This is a genomic window from Streptosporangium sp. NBC_01810, assembly GCF_035917355.1.
Taxonomy (GTDB): domain Bacteria; phylum Actinomycetota; class Actinomycetes; order Streptosporangiales; family Streptosporangiaceae; genus Streptosporangium.
Genome location: NZ_CP109070.1, coordinates 2,613,597 through 2,630,845, shown reverse-complemented (window position 1 = coordinate 2,630,845; position 17,249 = coordinate 2,613,597). Strand labels below are relative to the sequence as shown.

15 protein-coding genes are annotated in these 17,249 nt (G+C 69.7%); 12 read left to right on the top strand and 3 right to left on the bottom strand.

Annotated elements, in window-relative coordinates:
* Nucleotides 1-56 precede the first annotated feature (56 nt).
* The 3 genes from OIE13_RS11880 (at nt 57) to OIE13_RS11870 (ending at nt 2,743) form a co-directional block, all read left to right on the top strand.
* Nucleotides 57-536: a MarR family winged helix-turn-helix transcriptional regulator gene (locus OIE13_RS11880; protein WP_326640120.1), complete on the top strand. Its 480-nt coding sequence runs from the start codon at nt 57-59 to the stop codon at nt 534-536.
* Entirely contained in the window at nt 533-1,324 is a 792-nt protein-coding gene (locus tag OIE13_RS11875) for an SDR family NAD(P)-dependent oxidoreductase (protein WP_326829987.1), read from the top strand. The genes OIE13_RS11880 and OIE13_RS11875 overlap by 4 nt, the downstream gene beginning before the upstream one ends.
* A 258-nt stretch (nt 1,325-1,582) precedes the next feature.
* Nucleotides 1,583-2,743 carry an MFS transporter gene (locus tag OIE13_RS11870; protein WP_326640124.1) on the top strand — a complete coding sequence of 387 codons (1,161 nt, stop codon included), beginning with the start codon at nt 1,583-1,585 and terminating at the stop codon, nt 2,741-2,743.
* On the opposite strand, the gene OIE13_RS11865 is transcribed toward OIE13_RS11870, so the two are convergent.
* A complete protein-coding gene (locus OIE13_RS11865; RefSeq protein WP_326640126.1) occupies nt 2,720-2,854 on the bottom strand; it encodes a hypothetical protein in 135 nt (44 codons plus the stop codon). The two genes, OIE13_RS11870 and OIE13_RS11865, sit on opposite strands and share 24 nt — an antisense overlap.
* Nucleotides 2,855-2,993: 139 nt before the next feature.
* On the opposite strand from OIE13_RS11865, the gene OIE13_RS11860 reads away from it, so the two are divergent.
* The 4 genes from OIE13_RS11860 to OIE13_RS11845 all read left to right on the top strand — a co-directional run bounded on the left by OIE13_RS11860 (nt 2,994) and on the right by OIE13_RS11845 (nt 6,197).
* Nucleotides 2,994-3,239, top strand: a complete 246-nt coding sequence (locus OIE13_RS11860; RefSeq protein WP_326640128.1) for a hypothetical protein — start codon at nt 2,994-2,996, stop codon at nt 3,237-3,239.
* Nucleotides 3,240-3,351: 112 nt separating this feature from the next.
* Nucleotides 3,352-3,651: a tyrosine-type recombinase/integrase gene (locus OIE13_RS11855; protein ID WP_326640130.1), complete on the top strand. Its 300-nt coding sequence runs from the start codon at nt 3,352-3,354 to the stop codon at nt 3,649-3,651.
* Nucleotides 3,652-4,035: 384 nt separating this feature from the next.
* Nucleotides 4,036-4,683: a TetR/AcrR family transcriptional regulator gene (locus OIE13_RS11850; RefSeq protein ID WP_326640132.1), complete on the top strand. Its 648-nt coding sequence runs from the start codon at nt 4,036-4,038 to the stop codon at nt 4,681-4,683.
* Complete coding sequence (locus tag OIE13_RS11845) at nt 4,680-6,197, top strand: MFS transporter (protein ID WP_326640134.1); 1,518 nt, start codon at nt 4,680-4,682, stop codon at nt 6,195-6,197. Before OIE13_RS11850 ends, OIE13_RS11845 begins: the two co-directional genes overlap by 4 nt.
* A gap of 148 nt (nt 6,198-6,345) precedes the next feature.
* Here OIE13_RS11845 and OIE13_RS11840 read toward each other — a convergent pair whose 3' ends face one another.
* Nucleotides 6,346-6,516 carry a hypothetical protein gene (locus OIE13_RS11840; protein ID WP_326640137.1) on the bottom strand — a complete coding sequence of 57 codons (171 nt, stop codon included), beginning with the start codon at nt 6,514-6,516 and terminating at the stop codon, nt 6,346-6,348.
* Between the two features lie 366 nt (nt 6,517-6,882).
* Here OIE13_RS11840 and OIE13_RS11835 point away from each other — a divergent pair, with 366 nt between their 5' ends.
* From OIE13_RS11835 to OIE13_RS11825, 3 genes are all read left to right on the top strand, one after another.
* Nucleotides 6,883-7,266 (top strand): BlaI/MecI/CopY family transcriptional regulator, encoded by a 384-nt coding sequence (locus tag OIE13_RS11835; RefSeq protein WP_326640139.1) that lies wholly within the window; start codon nt 6,883-6,885, stop codon nt 7,264-7,266.
* Nucleotides 7,263-8,138 carry a M56 family metallopeptidase gene (locus OIE13_RS11830; RefSeq protein ID WP_326829986.1) on the top strand — a complete coding sequence of 292 codons (876 nt, stop codon included), beginning with the start codon at nt 7,263-7,265 and terminating at the stop codon, nt 8,136-8,138. Before OIE13_RS11835 ends, OIE13_RS11830 begins: the two co-directional genes overlap by 4 nt.
* 412 nt (nt 8,139-8,550) lie before the next feature.
* The gene (locus tag OIE13_RS11825) at nt 8,551-9,615 is read left to right on the top strand and encodes an iron ABC transporter substrate-binding protein (protein WP_326829985.1); all 1,065 of its coding nucleotides are present in this window, start codon (nt 8,551-8,553) and stop codon (nt 9,613-9,615) included.
* A 110-nt stretch (nt 9,616-9,725) separates the two neighbouring features.
* On the opposite strand, the gene OIE13_RS11820 is transcribed toward OIE13_RS11825, so the two are convergent.
* Entirely contained in the window at nt 9,726-10,241 is a 516-nt protein-coding gene (locus OIE13_RS11820; RefSeq protein WP_326640145.1) for a helix-turn-helix domain-containing protein, read from the bottom strand.
* A gap of 62 nt (nt 10,242-10,303) precedes the next feature.
* Here OIE13_RS11820 and OIE13_RS11815 point away from each other — a divergent pair, with 62 nt between their 5' ends.
* Nucleotides 10,304-11,122, top strand: coding sequence for an alpha/beta fold hydrolase (locus OIE13_RS11815; RefSeq protein WP_326640147.1), 819 nt, complete (start codon nt 10,304-10,306; stop codon nt 11,120-11,122).
* A 440-nt stretch (nt 11,123-11,562) separates the two neighbouring features.
* Nucleotides 11,563-17,052, top strand: a complete 5,490-nt coding sequence (locus OIE13_RS11810) for an ATP-binding protein (protein WP_326640149.1) — start codon at nt 11,563-11,565, stop codon at nt 17,050-17,052.
* Nucleotides 17,053-17,249: the final 197 nt, after the last annotated feature.

Here is a 17,249-nt window from a genome sequence, read left to right as displayed (position 1 = left end):
CATGCGAATATTTCGCAAAGCTTACCTTTCCCGATAACCTTCTCAGGAAGCGAGAGGTGAGCGTGAACGACGACCGCGAAAGACTGATCGACCAGATCGGTGCCATACAGCACGACCTAGGGCGGCTATTCGCCCAGCACCGCCCCTCCTCCCCCCTCTTCGACTCCAACCTGACCATGCGCCAACTCAAGGTCGTCATGATCCTCTCCGGCCAGGACTCCGCCTCCGGCCAGGAACTCGCCGGCCACCTCGGCGTCGGCCTCGGCACCGTCACCGGCATCGTCGACCGCCTCGTCGCCCACGGCTTCGTCACCCGCCGCGAGGACCCCCACGACCGCCGCGTCCGGCGCGTCGAACTCACTCCCGCCGGCCACGCCCTGACCAGGCAGATCGCCGAGGCGGGCCTCGCCGACTTCCGCCGCGTCCTGCACCACCTGGACACCACCACCCTGCGGGACCTGTCCAGCGTCATGGAGAGAATTCAGCGGGCCGCCTACACCCTCCAGGACCACCCCACACACGAAAAGGTGGGATGATAGGTTCCATCGTTGTGACCACGCCCATCGACGACCTCTTCTCCCTCTCAGGCCGCACCGCCCTCGTCACCGGCGGCAGCTCCGGCATCGGGCACACCATCGCCCACACCCTCGGCCGCGCCGGCGCGGCCGTCGTCATCGTCGCCCGCCGCACCGAACAACTCAACCGCACCCTCGGCGAGCTCCACGACCACGCCATCACCGCCGCCGCCATCACCGCCGACCTCGCCAACCCCGAGGACATCACCCGCCTCTGCCACCAGGCCCCCACCCTCTTCGGCGACATCGACATCCTCGTCAACAACGCCGCCAACAACATCCGCCGCCCCATGGCCGACCTCACAAACGACGACTACGACCAGACCATGGCCGTCAACATCACCGCGCCCTACCTGCTCGGCCAGCACTTCGGCCCCCGAATGGCCCGGCGCGGCTGGGGCCGCATCATCAACCTCGGCTCCCAGCAATCCCACAGAGCCTTCGGCGACAGCGGCGCCTACGGCATCTCCAAAGCCGCCATCACCGGCCTCACCCGCTCCCAGGCCGAGGCCTGGTCCCGCCACGGCGTCTGCGTCAACACCATCATCCCCGGCTTCGTCCTCACCCCCCTCACCGAACCCGCCCAGGCCATCCCCGGCCACGTAGAAGCACTCGCCGCACGCTCCATGACCGGCCGCAACGCCACCCCGGCCGACTTCGCCGGCATCGCCGTCCTCCTCGCCTCCGACGCCGGCGCCTACATCACCGGCCAGGCCATCTGCGTCGACGGCGGCCTCTCCGTCCACTGAGCGGCTCACCGACCCATACGGCGGCCCACATCTCCGGCGCCGGCATGCCGGGCCCATCCTCACCCAAGGGCCGCCCCGTCATGGTCACAGATGGTCACAGGCGGCACGCAACTATCGGGAGAGCCTGAGTCGCGCCGTCGAGGAAGACGTCGAGGAAGACACCCATCGCGACCCGCCACGGGCAGCCGAACCCGCCCACACATCAAGAACCCACCATGATTGAATAACGCCCCGGATCCAACACACCCGGGGACGCCCATGACCACCACACACCAGCACCCCACCAACGCCCGCCGAGCCGTCTCCTACTTCTTCATCCTCCTCGGCACCGTCTCCGGAGCCTGGGCCGCCCGCATCCCCGCCGTCAAGGACACACTCGACCTCAGCGACGGCCAGCTCAGCTACGGCCTCCTCGCCGTCGCCATCGGACTCATCACCGGCATGCGCTTCGCCGGACACCTCACCGACCGCCTCGGCAGCGCCCGCCTCATCACCCCCGCCGCCATCGCCACCTCACTGACCGTCATCCCCCCCGGCTACGCCCCCACCCTGCCGATCCTCATCGCCACCCTCTTCCTCTTCGGCCTCGTCAACGCCTCCCTCGACGTCTCCATGAACGCCCACGGCGTCGAAGTCGAACGCGCCTACGGCCGCCCCGTCATGTCCTCCTTCCACGGCATGTTCAGCATCGGCGGACTCATCGGCGCAGGCATCGGAGGCCTCTTCGCCTGGCTCGACCTCAGCGCCGCCGCCACCCTCACCGCCGTCGGCATCCCCCTCGCCCTCGCCTCCCTGTACGCCCGGCGCCATCTCCTCCCCGCCACCCCACCACCCACCACCCACACCATCGCCCCACGCCGCGTCCCATGGACCAACTGGATCATCCTCATGGGAATCGTGGCCTTCGCCGGGCTCGTCGGAGAGGGCGCCGCCAACGACTGGACCGCCGTCTATCTCTTCCAGAACCTCGGCGCCCCCCAGGCCGTCGCCGCCGCCGGATTCGCCGTCTTCTCCACCGCCATGACCATCGGCCGCTTCGCGGGAGACCGCCTAGCCCAGAGGTTCGGCCCGGTACGCCTGGTCCGCTACTCCGGCCTCATCGCCGCCCTCGGCCTCGGCAGCGCACTGCTCATCGGCCAGATCCCCGTCGCCTTCGCGGGATTCGCCCTTTTCGGCCTGGGCCTGGCCACCATCGTCCCCCAGGTCTTCTCCGCCGCGGGAAACCATGACCCCGCCCGCGCCGGGCAGGCCATCGCCCAGGTCGCCACCGTCGGCTACGCCGGGCTCGTCGCGGGCCCCGCCATCATCGGCGGCGCCGCCGAACTCATCGGCCTGCCCGCCGCCCTGGGAATCCCGGCCCTGCTCGCGGTCTTCATGGCCGCATCCGCCGGAGCACTACGCCATCCGCGATCGCGATGACCGCTGGGTGGCGAGGTGGACACGGTCCTCGTCGATGGGCGGCACCGGGTCCGCCACCAGGTCGCGGTAGGTGTAGACCCCATCGGGATGGGTCGCCCGCCAGTCGGCCACGAAGCCTTGCCGAGCCTGCGCGAGAACGAGTCGCTGCGTCCGCCGGCGTCCAGATGCAGAAGATGCGTCACAAGGTTGCCTCACATTCAACAAGAGCAAGCTGGTCCTCATCCTCGACGAACTGGAAAGCGCCGGCCTGGTGCGCCGCCGGCCGGACCCCGCCGACCGCAGGGCGCGCATCATCGAGGTCACCTCCGAGGGGAGCCGTGCCCTCAAAGCCGCCCGCGGGAACATCGAGGCAATAGAGGACCGGCTCCTGGCCGACCTCACCCCCTCGGCTCGGACCGCGCCGAAGAGCGCGTTGCAAGATCTCATCGGCGAGCCCATCGCGAGGGTCGAGGACGGACGGCCACACGAAACCGCCTGCGCGCCCGGCCAAGCCTGACCACGCATTGGAGCCCACGGCACCGGCGGCCAACCACTCGATGTCGAAACTCCTATAGCTACGACCAGGGGCCAAAGAGCCGCTGATCCTTGGAGAACTGCCTGTTCACCCCATGGTCGAGGCCGGTATTTGGGGTTGTTCGTCGTTCCTCGACGCCAAGGGCGGACAGTTGACCGCCCGCGCCGCCGACGGTCTCATCGCCGAGAACGCCCAGACGGCCGGGCTGGACGATCCCACCACGGCACACGTCCTGCGCCACACGCTCGCCACCACGCCGGTCCGCGGCAAAACCGACTTGGTCCTGGTCGCCGAGATCCTCGGCCACGCCCGCCTGGAGACCACCCGCCGCTACAGCTTGCCGTCCGACAAGGACAAGGAAGACGCCCTCAAGCTGATCACGGTTGACCGCTAACGTACGCCTGCCTGCGCAAACGGGCGTCAAGATCGACTCATGGCCGGTTTTACCCGCATCTCGGCTGGACCCGAAGATCCGCAAGAAGCCGACGAAGACCTCACTGACCAGGCTCGACACGCTCGCCTGTACTTGATGACGGCTTCCTTAGCGACAGGCCGAATCCGACGGCCGCTCGGCCTCGATCCGCTCGCACAGCCTCGGCAGGATCGCCGAATGCAGGTCGGGGGCGTAGAACCAGCCGGTCGCGCGCCGCGTCTGCCGCAGGAGTCAGGGAAGGCGGGTGAACGAGTCGATCGACCCACCGGCAACGCACGAGATTCAGACGATTAGCTATCATTTGAGATAAAAATGTCGCAAACAATACGGAGTTGACTGATGGCCGTGAGCCGCGATCAGATTATCGTCGCCGCGATTCAGCACCTCAACCACGACCCGGCCGCGTCGATGGCCGACATCGCCGAGGCGACCGGAGTGAGCCGCGCCACCTTGCATCGGCACTTCGCCGGCCGAGAAGAACTGTTGCTCGCGCTCGGTCACCGCGCGCTGGATCGATGGGAGGAGGCCCAGGACAGGGCCGGGATCGAGCAGGCCGCCCACTCCACGGAACCGGCAGTGATCATCGCCGCTCTGCGGGAGATGCTGAGTGGTCTGATCGGCGAGGCCGAGGAGTACAACTTCGCGCTCACCGACCTGGTGATGTCGGTGGTGCCCGAACTGCGGGAACGCGGTGACGAGCTGGAGGGCAGGGAGATCGCGCTCTACCAGGCGGCCCAGCGCGCCGGGGCCCTGCGGGCCGACCTGCCGGTGCGGTGGATCAGCAATACGGTGTACGGCCTGCTGCTCGCCGTACGGGAAAGCCTGAACCGGGGCGACGTCGCACGGCGCGACCTTCCCAGGGTGCTGCACGAGACCTTCTTTCGCGGCGTCGGCGAGCACGATCCTCACCATGGCCGCGGTGAGCGGCCGCCGGGCGGCGCTTCGCCGAGCAGTGCCGGGGAACGTGGGCCGCAGGGCGGGAGGAGGGCATGACCCGCACCTCCTACGCGCCGCCGGCGAAGCCCGGTGTGTCGCGGCGTCGGCGCTGGGCCGGGCTGGCGGTACTGTCGGCGAGTCTGCTGCTGGTGGTCATGGACATGACCATCCTCAATGTCGCCCTGCCCGCGATCTCAGCCGACCTGCGTCCCGGCTCGGTCGAGTTGCTGTGGATGGTGGACGTCTACGCGCTGGTGCTGTCCGGCCTTCTGGTCACGGTGAGCGCGCTCGGTGACCGCTGGGGCCGCAAGAAGATGCTGCTCACCGGCTTCTCACTGTTCGGTCTGGCCTCCACGGCGGTGCTCTGGGCCGACTCACCCGGCGAAGTGATCGCGGTACGGGCGATGCTCGGCGTCGGCGGCGCCATGATCATGCCCTCCACCCTGTCGATGATCCGCACCCTGTTCCCCAACCCCAGAGAGCGGGCGACCGCGCTGGGCGTCTGGTCCGCGATGGCCGCCCTGGGCGGCGCGCTCGGGCCGATTCTGGGCGGGCTGCTACTGGAGCACTTCAGCTGGCACGCGGCGTTCCTGGTGAACGTTCCGGTGATGGCGGTGGCGATCGTCGCCGGCCTCTTCCTGCTGCCCGAGTCACGCGACCCGCGTCCGGGCCGCTGGGACGTGTTCGCCACGGCGCTGTCGATCACCGGGATGGTCGCCCTGGTCTACTCGATCAAGCAGTTCGGTAAGGAGGGCCCTGTCGGCGTCGGTTCGTGGGTCGCTCTCGGCCTCGCCGTGGTGGCCCTCACCTGGTTCGTCCGGCGCTGCCTGAACCGGTCCGACCCGCTGCTGGAGATTCGCCTGTTTCGCAGCCGGCCGTTCACCGCGGGCACGATCACCGCGCTGAGCACGTCGATCGCGATGGCGGCGATGATGTTGCTGATGGCGCAGTGGATGCAGCTCGCAGGCGGCTACTCCCCGCTGGAGACCGGCGTGCGGCTGCTGCCGACCGCGCTGGGCGCGCTGGTGCTGTCGCCGCTGGCGCCCTCGCTGGCGGTGCGTGTCGGGACCCGCCCGGTGCTGGCCGGAGGGCTGGCGGTGTCCGGGCTGGGATTCGGCGTGCTGTACGCCGCGCCCGTCACCTATCCGTGGATCGCCGTGTCGCTGCTGCTGATCGGGCTGGGGATGGGCTCGCTGGCGATCGCCTCGGCGGTCATCATGGCCGGTGCGCCGCTGGAGAAGGCGGGCAGCGCCGCCGCGATCGAGGAGACCAGCTACGAGCTGGGCGGCGTACTCGGCGTCGCGGTGCTGGGCAGCGTCGCCTCCGCCGTGTACCGGGAGGCGCTGCCGGCCGCCGCAGGCGATGCCGCCCGCGAGTCGCTGGCCGCCGCGATCGAGGCCGCCCACCAGGCCGGAGCCACAGGAGCACACCTGGCCCAGCAGGCCAAGGCGGCGTTCACCTTGTCGTTGGAGATGACCGGGCTGGCCGGGAGCGTGCTCATGCTCGCCACCGCGCTCGTCGTCTGGTGGCTCGTCCCGCGCGACCTCAACATCACCGCCGGGCACAACTGATCGCCACACGCCGCCGACCAGGGATGACCTGATCGACCCTGCCGGTCGTCTCCGCGCACGGAGCAGTGATTGACGGCGAGGTTTGGGCAATGTGACGATTCGCCGGTGTCCGATCTACACGCCCGGCCGGCTTCCCGGGTCGGTGACCTCACCGCGGCCGTGGTCGCGCGTTGCGCGGCGGAGGTGCCGTTTTACGGGGAACTGCCGCGCCCCCCTGGGAGTGGCCCGACGCGCCGATGTGCTCCAGGTCGACGCGGTTGTGGAAGATGCTGCCCGGCTCGGCGTTCCTGCGGGTGAGCAGGTCGATGCCGGCGCGCATGGAGATGCCGAGGTTGGACTGCGGGATGCCCGATAGGACCCGCCGACATGCCGGCTACCCGAACCCGAATCCGGCTTGGCGCCGTGGCGTGGATAGCGACCATCCTCTATTTCCCGGTGCAGCTTGTCGTGGCGCTGGCGTGGCCTCAGCCTCCAACTGTCCGCCGACTGGTTCGGGGCCCTGGAACGACTTGCGCTCGATCCGTTCACTCTCTGGACGTTCGTGCTCGGAAGCGCTCTACTCTCCACGCTCACGACCACCTTGTCGGGCCCCTCCAATAAACGGCTCCCTTCGGGATACGCGGGTTGAGGAACATCGGAAGGTGACCACTTCCGGGCCGGCGGCAGAGGCCGCTATGGTCGTCCGATGAGCTCTCGCCGATCCCCGGGGGTCCTGGAAGCGGAGATTCTCACCGTGCTTCACGAGGCATCCGGCACCCTGTCGCCAGGGGAGGTACGTGACCTGCTCAGCGGCAAAGGGGGCGGAGAGCTCTCCTACAGTGCCGTGGTGACCACCCTGACCAGGCTGCACGACAAGGGCATCGTAACGCGCGAGCGGTCCGGGCGGGCCTACCGCTATGCCGCGCCCGCCGCCCCCTCGGGGCTGGTCGCCTGGCGGATGAGACGATTGCTCGACGCCGAGGCCGACCACGCACCTGTCCTGACGCATTTCATCTCCGGGCTCTCGGCCGGCGACGAAGAACTGGTCCGGCGACTACTGCTGGGTGAAGACGAGAGCGAAACCCGATGATCGACCATTTCCTGCTGTCAACGCTCGTGGCTCCCGCGGCACTGGTCGTCTCGATGGCGGCGCTGGTCGACCGGCAACATCCGGCACAGGCGGCGGTGGCCTTCGTATCCTCAGCCGTCGTGGTCGCGGCCGCGAGTTCGGTGAGCGTGGCGGCTGTCTCGATCCATGCCCTCCTGGTCCTCATCCAGGGCGATCTGCCGGAATGGCCGTATTGGACCGCCCTGGCCTTCCTCGCGATCGCCGTCGCGAGCTTCGCCGGCGGCGCCCGGCGGGAGCGGCGGTCGCTGTGCGCCGCTCGCGAGCAGGCCGCCGCCCTTCCCGGCGGGGATGTCGTCGTGGTGGTGGCCGAGGAACGACCGGCCGCCTTCACCCTCCCCGGGCGGCCGGGCCGGATCGTGGTGACCCAGGGCATGCTGGACGCTCTCGGTGAGGAGAGTCACGCGGTGGTCATGGCGCACGAGCACGCCCATCTGAGCGGCCATCATCACCGATGGCTGCTGGCCAGCCGACTGGCCGTGGCGGCACACCCCTTCTTGTGGCAGGTCCGCCACCTGGTGGGATACATGATCGAGCGCTGGGCCGACGAGCGGGCCGCCGAGCAGACCGGTGACCGCAGGGCAACGGCCCGGGCGATCGGCGAGGCGGCCCTGCTGTCCCCCGATGGCGAGGTGCCGTTCGGGGCGGTGCCGTTCTCGGGCCTGCGAGGTCCCGGGCCCGTCCCGCGCCGGATCGCCGCCCTGCTCAAACCACTGCCCAGCCCACGCGGCGCTTTCCTGCTCGCGGTTCCCGTCCTGGTGGCAGCGGGATCGGTGGTTTGGACCGGAGAGGCCATCGTCGACCTGACGCAGCCCGGAGGCCCCTGCGAGCGGTAGACCTCGGCGACGCCGATACCCGCCGCCACTGGCTCCGCCCAGGCCGGTATGGCGATGACACGCTCTTCTTCTCGCCGACGCCGGAAGTGATCGGCCCGTTGCGCGCAGGCGGGGCGGTGAAGGCCGGGACAACCCCCCGATGATCATCCCAGGAGGCCCACGGCCGGGCGCGCTCCTCGCCCCGCCTCGCCTCGTACGACGGGTGTAGCCGGGGACCTCCCCTGGGGCCGCGTGTCGCGGACACACGAGTAGTGCCGGCGCCACCTCTGCACATGGCGTCGCCATATCGCCGCCAGGCCCCTTACCGTTACCGGCGCTAGCCCTGCGACAAACACTTAGGTTAGGCTCTGCTAACTTCTACAGCGATGTGGTTGTAATCGGAATTCTTCTCCATGACCGAAGGAGCACCGCGGTGCCGACGTTCCTCCCCAAAACCGTGCTCACACTGGCCGCCACCGGTGCTCTCGTCCTCGGACTGGCCGCCTGCGGTGGCGAATCCGCGGACACCACCGGAGCCGCTGCCGGTCCGACGGCCGACAAGAAGATCACCGTCTACAGCGGGCGCAGCGAGTCCCTGGTCAAGCCCCTGCTGGACAAATTCACCGCGCAGAGCGGCATCGCCGTCGAGGCCCGCTACGCCAACACCGCGGCCATGGCCGCCCAGCTCCTCGAAGAGGGAGAGAAGTCACCGGCGGACGCCTTCTTCGCCCAGGACGCCGGCGCGCTCGGCGCCGTGGCCAAGAAGGGCATGTTCGCGCCGCTTCCGGCCACCGTACTCGACAAGGTGCCGGCGACCTACCGTGCCAAGAGCGGGGAATGGGTCGGTGTCACCGCCCGCTCGCGGGTACTGGTCTACAACCCCGACCTGGTACCCGCCGCCCAGCTGCCCACCTCGGTGTTCGACCTCACCGATCCGGCCTGGAAGGGCAAGGTCGGGGTGGCCCCGACCAACGCGTCCTTCCAGGCGTTCGTCACCGCTGTGACGGTGCAGCACGGACAGGCCAGGGCCAAGGACTTCCTCGCCGGCCTCAAGGCCAACGACCCGCAGATCCGCGAGGGCAACGGCCCGATCCTGGAGGAGGTCGACTCCGGCAAACTCGCCGTCGGCCTGATCAACCACTACTACCTGGGCGAGCTGGCCAAGGAGAAGGGCAAGACGCCCGACACACTCACCGCAAAGCTGCACTTTTTCCCCGACGGCGACAGCGGCGCCCTGGTCAACGTGGCGGGCGTCGGCGTGCTGAAGAAGGCCGCCCAGAATCCTGACGTGCAGGCATTCGTCACCTACCTGCTCAGCGCCGAGGCACAGAAGTACTTCGCCGAGGAGACCTTCGAGTACCCGGTCCTGGCCGACGCCGCACCGCCCGCGGGGGTACCCGCCCTGGACGAGCTGAAGGTTCCCTCGGTCGACCTGAACGACCTCGACCAGCTCGAGGCGACGATCGCGCTCATCAAGGAATCGGGACTGGTCCCCTGAGAACGTCACCGCTCTTCGCGAGGCGGCCAGGTTGCGGTCATCACGGCCCGTGGTGCTCACGTCGTCCGTGGTGGCCGCAACGGTCGCCCTGATCCCGTCCGGCTATGGACTCAGGGGTGGTGGCCGGCCTGCCGGCCAGTCCTGTGCCACGGTGACTCCTCCGCCGGGAACAGGATCATGCTCAGCAGGTGGGGGCTGCGGCCGGGCGCGGGTTTGTTACCCGCCCTTGACGCGAGGACGCCGCGCAGCGCGTCGATCATCTCGGCGAGCTCGTCGGGGGCGAGCCAGAAAGTGCCCTGCCGGTAGCCCACGGAGTCGGCGGTCGGGTCGGCTCCCTCCCGGTCGAGGTAGGCGTTGAACTCGGCGTGAAGAGCGGCCATGGCCGCGGCGAACCCGTGGCGGTGCTCGTCCAGGGACATCGACGCGGCCATGTCGGCGTCGATCCCCGCGTGCTCGCGGCGTAGCCGGTAGTGGCGTTCGACGGCGCCGTGCACGCGCTGCTCGTCGACGACTTCCAGCACTCCCGCCTCGGCGAGTAGGCCGACGTGCCGGTACACGGTGGTCTTGGGGACATCGGTCAGGCCGGCACAAAGGTCGGACGTGGTACGTGTGCGCCCGCCGGACATGGCGTGCACGATACAAGGACCGGAGACTGTTTCTCCACCGATCAGGCAGCGGGAGCCCGGCGGTGGTGTTCCTACCCGGGGGCGGCTCGTCCGGCATGGACGGCTTCACCGTTCAACAGCGAGCCGCCGAACTCACCACGAGCATGGTCTACGACCGGGCCGGAACGGGGTGGAGTGACCGGGTCGAGCTGCCACGCACCTCCACCCAGGTCACCGACGAGCTGCGCGAACTGCTGCGGATCGCCGACGTGCCCGCTCCCTACCTGCTGGTCGGTCACTCCCTCGGCGGCCTCTACGCACGCCACCATGCACAGCGTTTCCCCGACGAGGTAGCGGGCCTGGTCCTGGTGGAGCCCGAACACGAGGACTACGACTCCTACATGCCCCAGAAACTGAACGAGCTGTACCAGGCATGGGACCCCGGCGAGGCGTTGCCCGACGAGTTGCCCGCCGAAATCATCCAGTTCTACCGCGACCTGTTCGCACGGGAGATGGCCGACTGGCCGGAGGAGATCCGCGAACCGCTGATCGCACGTCACATCAGCCCGGAATGGCTGAGGATCGGCGGCCGGGAGGCGGCCAACCGCTACCAACTCCATGACGAGGTACGCAGCGCGGGACCGATGCCCGACGTCCCACTGATAGTGCTCACCGCCACGGCGATCGACCCCTTCAAAGAAGCGGTAACCCAGGGCATACCCAAATCGCTCCTCCACGAGGAGAACGAAGCCAAGACGCGGCTCTACACCGCGCTGGCCAAATCGGTTTCACACGGCGAGAACCGCATTATCGACGACGCCGGACACGCCTCCGTCATCTTCCGTCGTCCCGACGCCATCCTCCAAGCGATCCAGGACCTACTCGCCAGACTCGGCAGCTGATCAGAAGAGCTGATCCACCGCAGGCGTCGAGGCCCAGCCCGGAACGCCCGGAAATACCTTCCCGACCCGCGGCGCCGGGCTCAACGTTGCCCCTTGGATCTCCCCCTACACCCTCTCCTGAAGCGTCCACAGCTCCGCCGCGGTGCGCTGGGCGCGACTCGGGACGATGCGCCACGCCACGGTGACGGTCACCGCGGCGCGAACCGATGCCGCCTGACCCGTCCGAACGGACCCCCGAGTTCACGGGCCGCTGTGCGACCAAGGTCGCACCAGCCGCATGTCACACACCACCCCGACGGGCGCGTTTGTGCGATCCCCACAACTCCGGCCGCGAAACACGCTTAGTCCCCGCCGTTCCGGTATCCGGGGGCAACCGAGAGTATGTACCCCGGTTGGGGCGGGGATGGCCGCCGCGTTCACCGTCTTCGAAAGGCTCCTCAGTGTTCAGTCGTGTCGCCATCGTCAACCGCGGTGAAGCCGCCATGCGGCTCATTCACGCCGTTCGGGACCTAGCCGCGGAGACAGGGACACGGATCGAGACCGTCGCCCTGTACACGGACTCCGACCGGACGGCCACGTTCGTTCGCGAGGCGGACATCGCCTACGACTTGGGGCTCGCCGCGAACCGGCCCTATCTGGACCACTCGGCCCTCAGGAAAGCCCTGGTCGAGACCGGTGCGGACGCGGCCTGGGTCGGTTGGGGCTTCGTGGCGGAGGACCCGGCGTTCGCCGACCTGTGCGCCGAGATCGGCGTGACGTTCGTCGGCCCGAGCGCCGAGGCGATGCGCAAGCTGGGCGACAAGATCGGCTCGAAGCTGATCGCCGAAGAGGTCGGTGTGCCCGTCGCGCCGTGGAGCCGCGGTCCGGTGGAGACGCTGGAGGACGCGAAGGCGGCGGCGGACCGGATCGGCTACCCGTTGATGCTGAAGGCGACCGCGGGCGGCGGTGGTCGTGGTATCCGGATGGTCTCCGACGCCGACGAGCTGGCCCAGGCCTACGAGCTGACCCGCCAGGAAGCCTCACGCGCGTTCGGCAGTGGCGTCGTGTTCCTGGAGCGCCTGGTGACGGGTGCCCGGCACGTCGAGGTGCAGGTCATCGCGGACGGGCAGGGCACCGCGTGGGCGCTGGGCGTGCGCGACTGCTCCGTGCAGCGGCGCAACCAGAAGATCATCGAGGAGTCCGCCTCCCCGGTCCTCAACGCCGGGCAGGTCGCCGAACTGAAGGCGTCGGCCGAGCGGCTCGTGCTCGCGGTGGACTACCAGGGCGCGGGCACCATCGAGTTCCTCTACCACCCCGGTGAGCAACTGTTCGCGTTCCTCGAGGTCAACACGCGCCTGCAGGTCGAGCACCCGATCACCGAGATCACCACCGGCGTCGACCTGGTGAAGGCCCAGTTGCACATCGCGGCGGGCGGCAAGCTCGAGGGTGACGCGCCCGAGGAGTGGGGTCACGCCGTTGAGGCGCGCCTCAACGCCGAGGACCCCGACCGCGACTTCGCACCCTCACCCGGCCGGATCGCGCGGTTGGCGCTGCCCAGCGGCCCCGGCATCCGGGTGGACACCGGGTTCAGCGAGGGCGACGCGATCCCCGCCGACTTCGACTCGATGATCGCCAAGATCATCGCGCACGGCCGTGACCGCACGGAGGCGTTGGCCCGCCTGCGCCGCGCGATGACGCAGACGACCGTCATCATCGAGGGCGGCGTGACGAACAAGGGCTTCGTCCGCATGCTGCTCGACGAGACCGCGGTGATCGACGGGTCCGCCGACACCGGCTGGATCGACCGGGTGCGTGCCCAGGGCGCCCTTGTGTCGCACCAGCACTCCGCGATCGCGCTGATCGCCGCCGCCATCGAGGCCTACGAGGACGAGGAGGCCGTGACGCGGCAGCGCTTCCTGTCCGCCGCGCACGGCGGCCGTCCGCAGTCGCAGCACGAGAGCGGCCGCGCGCTGGAGCTCAAGCTCCGCGACGTCGGCTACCGCGTCCATGTCGCCCGCACCGGTGGCCACCGGTTTCGTATCGGCATCTCGGCGGGCGGCCCCGAGCACGCGGCCGACGTCGACATCGAGCGCTTCGACGAGCACAGCGGCCAGATCACCGTGAACGGCGCCCGCTTCAAGGTCGTCACGAGCACTCACGGCCCGATCCACCTGGTCGAGGTCGACGGCATCACGCACCGGATCAGCCGCGACGAGGGCGGCATCGTGCGCTCGCCCGTGCCCGCGCTCGTGGTGGCCACGCCGCTGCAGGCCGGCGACGAGGTCGAGGCCGGTGCGCCGCTGCTCGTGGTCGAGAGCATGAAGATGGAGACCGTGCTGCGCGCGCCGTTCCGCGGCCGCGTGCGGGAGCTCGCGGTGTCGGTCGGCAGCCAGGTGGAGGTGGGTGCCCGCCTGCTCCGCCTGGAGCCGCTGGGTGACGGCGACGAGACGGCCGGTCCCGCGGCCGCAGCGACGGAAGTCGAGCTGGACCTGCCGTCCGAGCCGGTGGACGTGCCCGCGGCCGAGCGGGCCGCGCGTGGTCTGCAGGACCTGCGCAGTCTCCTGCTGGGCTTCGACATCGACTCGCAGGACGAGAAGCGCCTGCTCGCCAACTACCTGGCCGTGCGCGCCGAGCTCGTCGCGGAGGGCGAGCACGAGCCGGCCGGTGAGGTCGAGCTGCTGCGCCTGTTCGCCGACCTGAGCGAACTGAGCCGCAACCGGCCCGCCGGCGAGGAGTCGAAGTCCGCCTCCTCGGTGCACAGCCCCCGCGAGTACTTCCACACCTACCTGCAGTGCCTCGACTCGGACCGGTCCGGGCTGTCGGAGAGCTTCCAGCAGCGGCTCACGCACGTGCTGTCCCGTTACGGCGTCGAAGGCCTGGAGCGCACGCCGGATCTGGAGGACGCGGTCTTCCGGATCTTCCTGGCCCAGCAGCGCGCGTCCGCCGACGCCGCCGTGGTGACGACCCTGCTGCGCCAGTGGGTGAACGAGGCCCCGCCCGCCCAGGCGGACCGCGTCACCGTCGGCCTGGCGCTGGAGCACCTGGTCGCCGCCACCCAGGTCCGGTTCCCGGCCGTCGCCGACCTGGCACGCGGCGTCGTGTTCGCCTGGTTCACCCAGCCGCTGCGGCGCCGCACCCGCGCCAAGGTCTACGCGGCCGTGCGCAAGCACCTGCGCCACCTCGACCAGCACCCGGACGCGCCCGACCGCGCCGAGCGGATCTCCGCGATGGTCGCCAGCGCCGAGCCGCTCGTCCGGCTGGTCGGCCAGCGAATCGGCCGCGAAGACGTGGACCCCGTGCCGCTGCTGGAGGTGCTGAGCCGCCGCTACTACGGCAACCGCGCGCTTAACGACATCCGGGTGAGCAAGGTCGCGGGCTGCACGTTCGTCGTCGCCGACCACCGCACCGCGACCGGCCGCGGCCGCGTCGTGGCCACCGCGGTCGACTTCCTGTCGCTGGCCGAGGCGGTCAAGGCGGTCGACGAGTTCGCCGGTGACGGCGAGCTGGTGGCGGACGTCTACCTGACCTGGCCTGACGGTCCGAGCGACCCCGACGAGATGGCCACGCGCCTGCGCGAGGTCCTGGTCGCGCAGCAGCCGTCGAACCGGGTCGGCCGCATCGCCGCGACCGTCGCGGGCAACAGCGGCGCCGTGATGCACCACCACTTCACCTTCCGGCCGTCCGCGGACGGCTTCGTGGAGGAACGGCTGCTGCGCGGTCTGCATCCGCGCATCGCCGAGCGCATGCAGCTGGAGCGGTTGCGCGACTTCGACCTCACCCGGCTGCCCTCGCCCGACGAGGAGGTCTACCTCTTCCGGGCCGCGGCACGGCAGAACCCGTCCGACGAGCGCCTCGTCGCCCTGGGTCAGGTCCGCGACCTGACCCCGTTGCGCGACGACGAGGGCAGGCTCGTCGCGCTGCCCGCAGCCGAGGACATCCTGGCCGCGTGCCTTGACGCGATCCGGCGGGCCAAGAAGCCCGGCGCGAAGACGTCCGCCACGAACCGGATCGTCATCTACGTGTGGCCGCCGACCGATCTCTCGCCGGACGACCTGAAAACCGTGGCGAAGCGCGTGTTGCCGACGACGGCGGGCGCGGGTCTGGAGGAGGTGCTGTTCCTCGGCAGGCGCCGCGACAGCGCCACCGGCGAGCTCGTCGACATCGCCGTCCGGATCGGCTACGACGTGGGCTCCGGCGTGCGGCTGTCCGTCATGCCGCCGCCGACCGAGCCCATCGAGCCGCTGGACGACTACCGCCAGGAAGTGCTGCGCGCGCACAGTCGCGGCACGCACTACCCGTACGAGCTGACCGGCATGCTCGCCGGGCCGTCCGGCTCGTTCACCGAGTACGACCTGGACGAGCACTCGAAGCTGGTGCCGGTGAACCGGCCCAAGGGGCGCAACACCGCCGCGCTCGTCGCGGGTGTCGTCAGCACGCCCACGCCGCGCCACCCGGAGGGCATGACCCGCGTCGTGCTGCTGGGCGACCCGACGAAGGCGCTCGGCGCGCTGTCCGAGCCCGAGTGTGCGCGGGTGATCGCCGCGCTCGACCTGGCCGAGCAGATGCGGGTGCCGTTGGAGTGGTTCGCGCTCTCCGCGGGCGCCCGGATCTCGATGTCGTCCGGCACCGAGAACATGGACTGGGTGGCGGCCGCGCTGAAGCGGATCGTGAACTTCACCCAGGACGGCGGCGAGATCAACATCGTGGTCGCGGGCATCAACGTCGGCGCCCAGCCGTACTGGAACGCCGAGGCCACGATGCTCATGCACACCAGGGGCATCCTGGTGATGACGCCGGACTCCGCGATGGTGCTGACGGGCAAGCAGTCGCTCGACTTCTCCGGCGGTGTGTCGGCCGAGGACAACCATGGCATCGGCGGGTACGACCGGATCATGGGCCCGAACGGCCAGGCGCAGTACTGGGCGCCGGACATCCGCGGTGCGCGGGAAGTCCTGATGTCCTACTACGACCACAGCTACGTCGCGCCGGGAGAGAGCCGACCGCGCAAGACGGTCACCAGCGACCCGGTGGACCGCGACGTGTCGACGTTCCCGCACTCCGTGCCGGACAGCGACTTCACGACAGTGGGCCAGATCTTCTCCATCGAGTCCAACCCGGACCGCAAGAAGCCGTTCGACATCCGCACAGTGATGCGCGCGCTGTCCGATCAGGACCACCCGGTGCTGGAGCGGTGGGCGGGCATGGCCGACGCGGACACCGCCGCGGTCCAGGACGTCCACCTCGGTGGTCGACCGGTGTGCCTGCTGGGCATCGAGTCCCGGCCCGTGCCACGTCGCGGATTCCCTCCCACCGACGGCCCGGACACCTACACCGCGGGCACCTTGTTCCCGCGGTCGTCCAAGAAGGCCGCTCGGGCCATCAACGCCGCCAGCGGGAACCGTCCGCTGGTCGTGCTGGCCAACCTGTCAGGGTTCGACGGGTCGCCCGAGTCGATGCGCAGGCTGCAACTGGAGTACGGCGCGGAGATCGGCCGCGCGGTGGTGAACTTCAAGGGCCCCGTCGTGTTCTGCGTGATCTCGCGGTACCACGGCGGCGCGTTCGTGGTGTTCTCCAAGGCGCTCAACCCGAACATGACCGTGCTCGCGGTCGAGGGCTCGTTCGCCTCGGTGCTCGGCGGTGCTCCGGCCGCCGCGGTGGTCTTCGCTCGCGACGTCGACAAGCGGACCGGCAACGACCCCCGCGTGCTCGCGCTCGCCGTCCGTGTCGCGAAGGCACCGGCTGCCACGCGTGCCGCGTTGGCCGCCGAGCTGGCCGAGCTGCGGTCGTCCGTGCGGGCCGAGAAGCTCACCGAGGTGGCCACCGAGTTCGACCGCGTGCACAGCATCCAGCGGGCGGTCGACGTCGGCTCGGTGGACGCGATCATCAGCTGCGCCGCGCTGCGGCCGCGGATCATCGAGGCGGTCGAGAAGGGCCTCGCCCGACAGGTCTGACCTGCTCCTGAAGGATGAGTTTGGACAGCGCGTCGCGGAGTTGGTTGATGCGTTCTTGGGCGTCGGGGCCTTGGATGCCGATGGTGATGGCGGTGTCGGTGGCGTGGAAGGTGGTGTGGAAGGTGGTGTGGCGTCGTTGTCGTTCACCGCGATCGCGTAATGCTGGAAGGACTCGCGCTCAGCGTAGGGCACGCCGA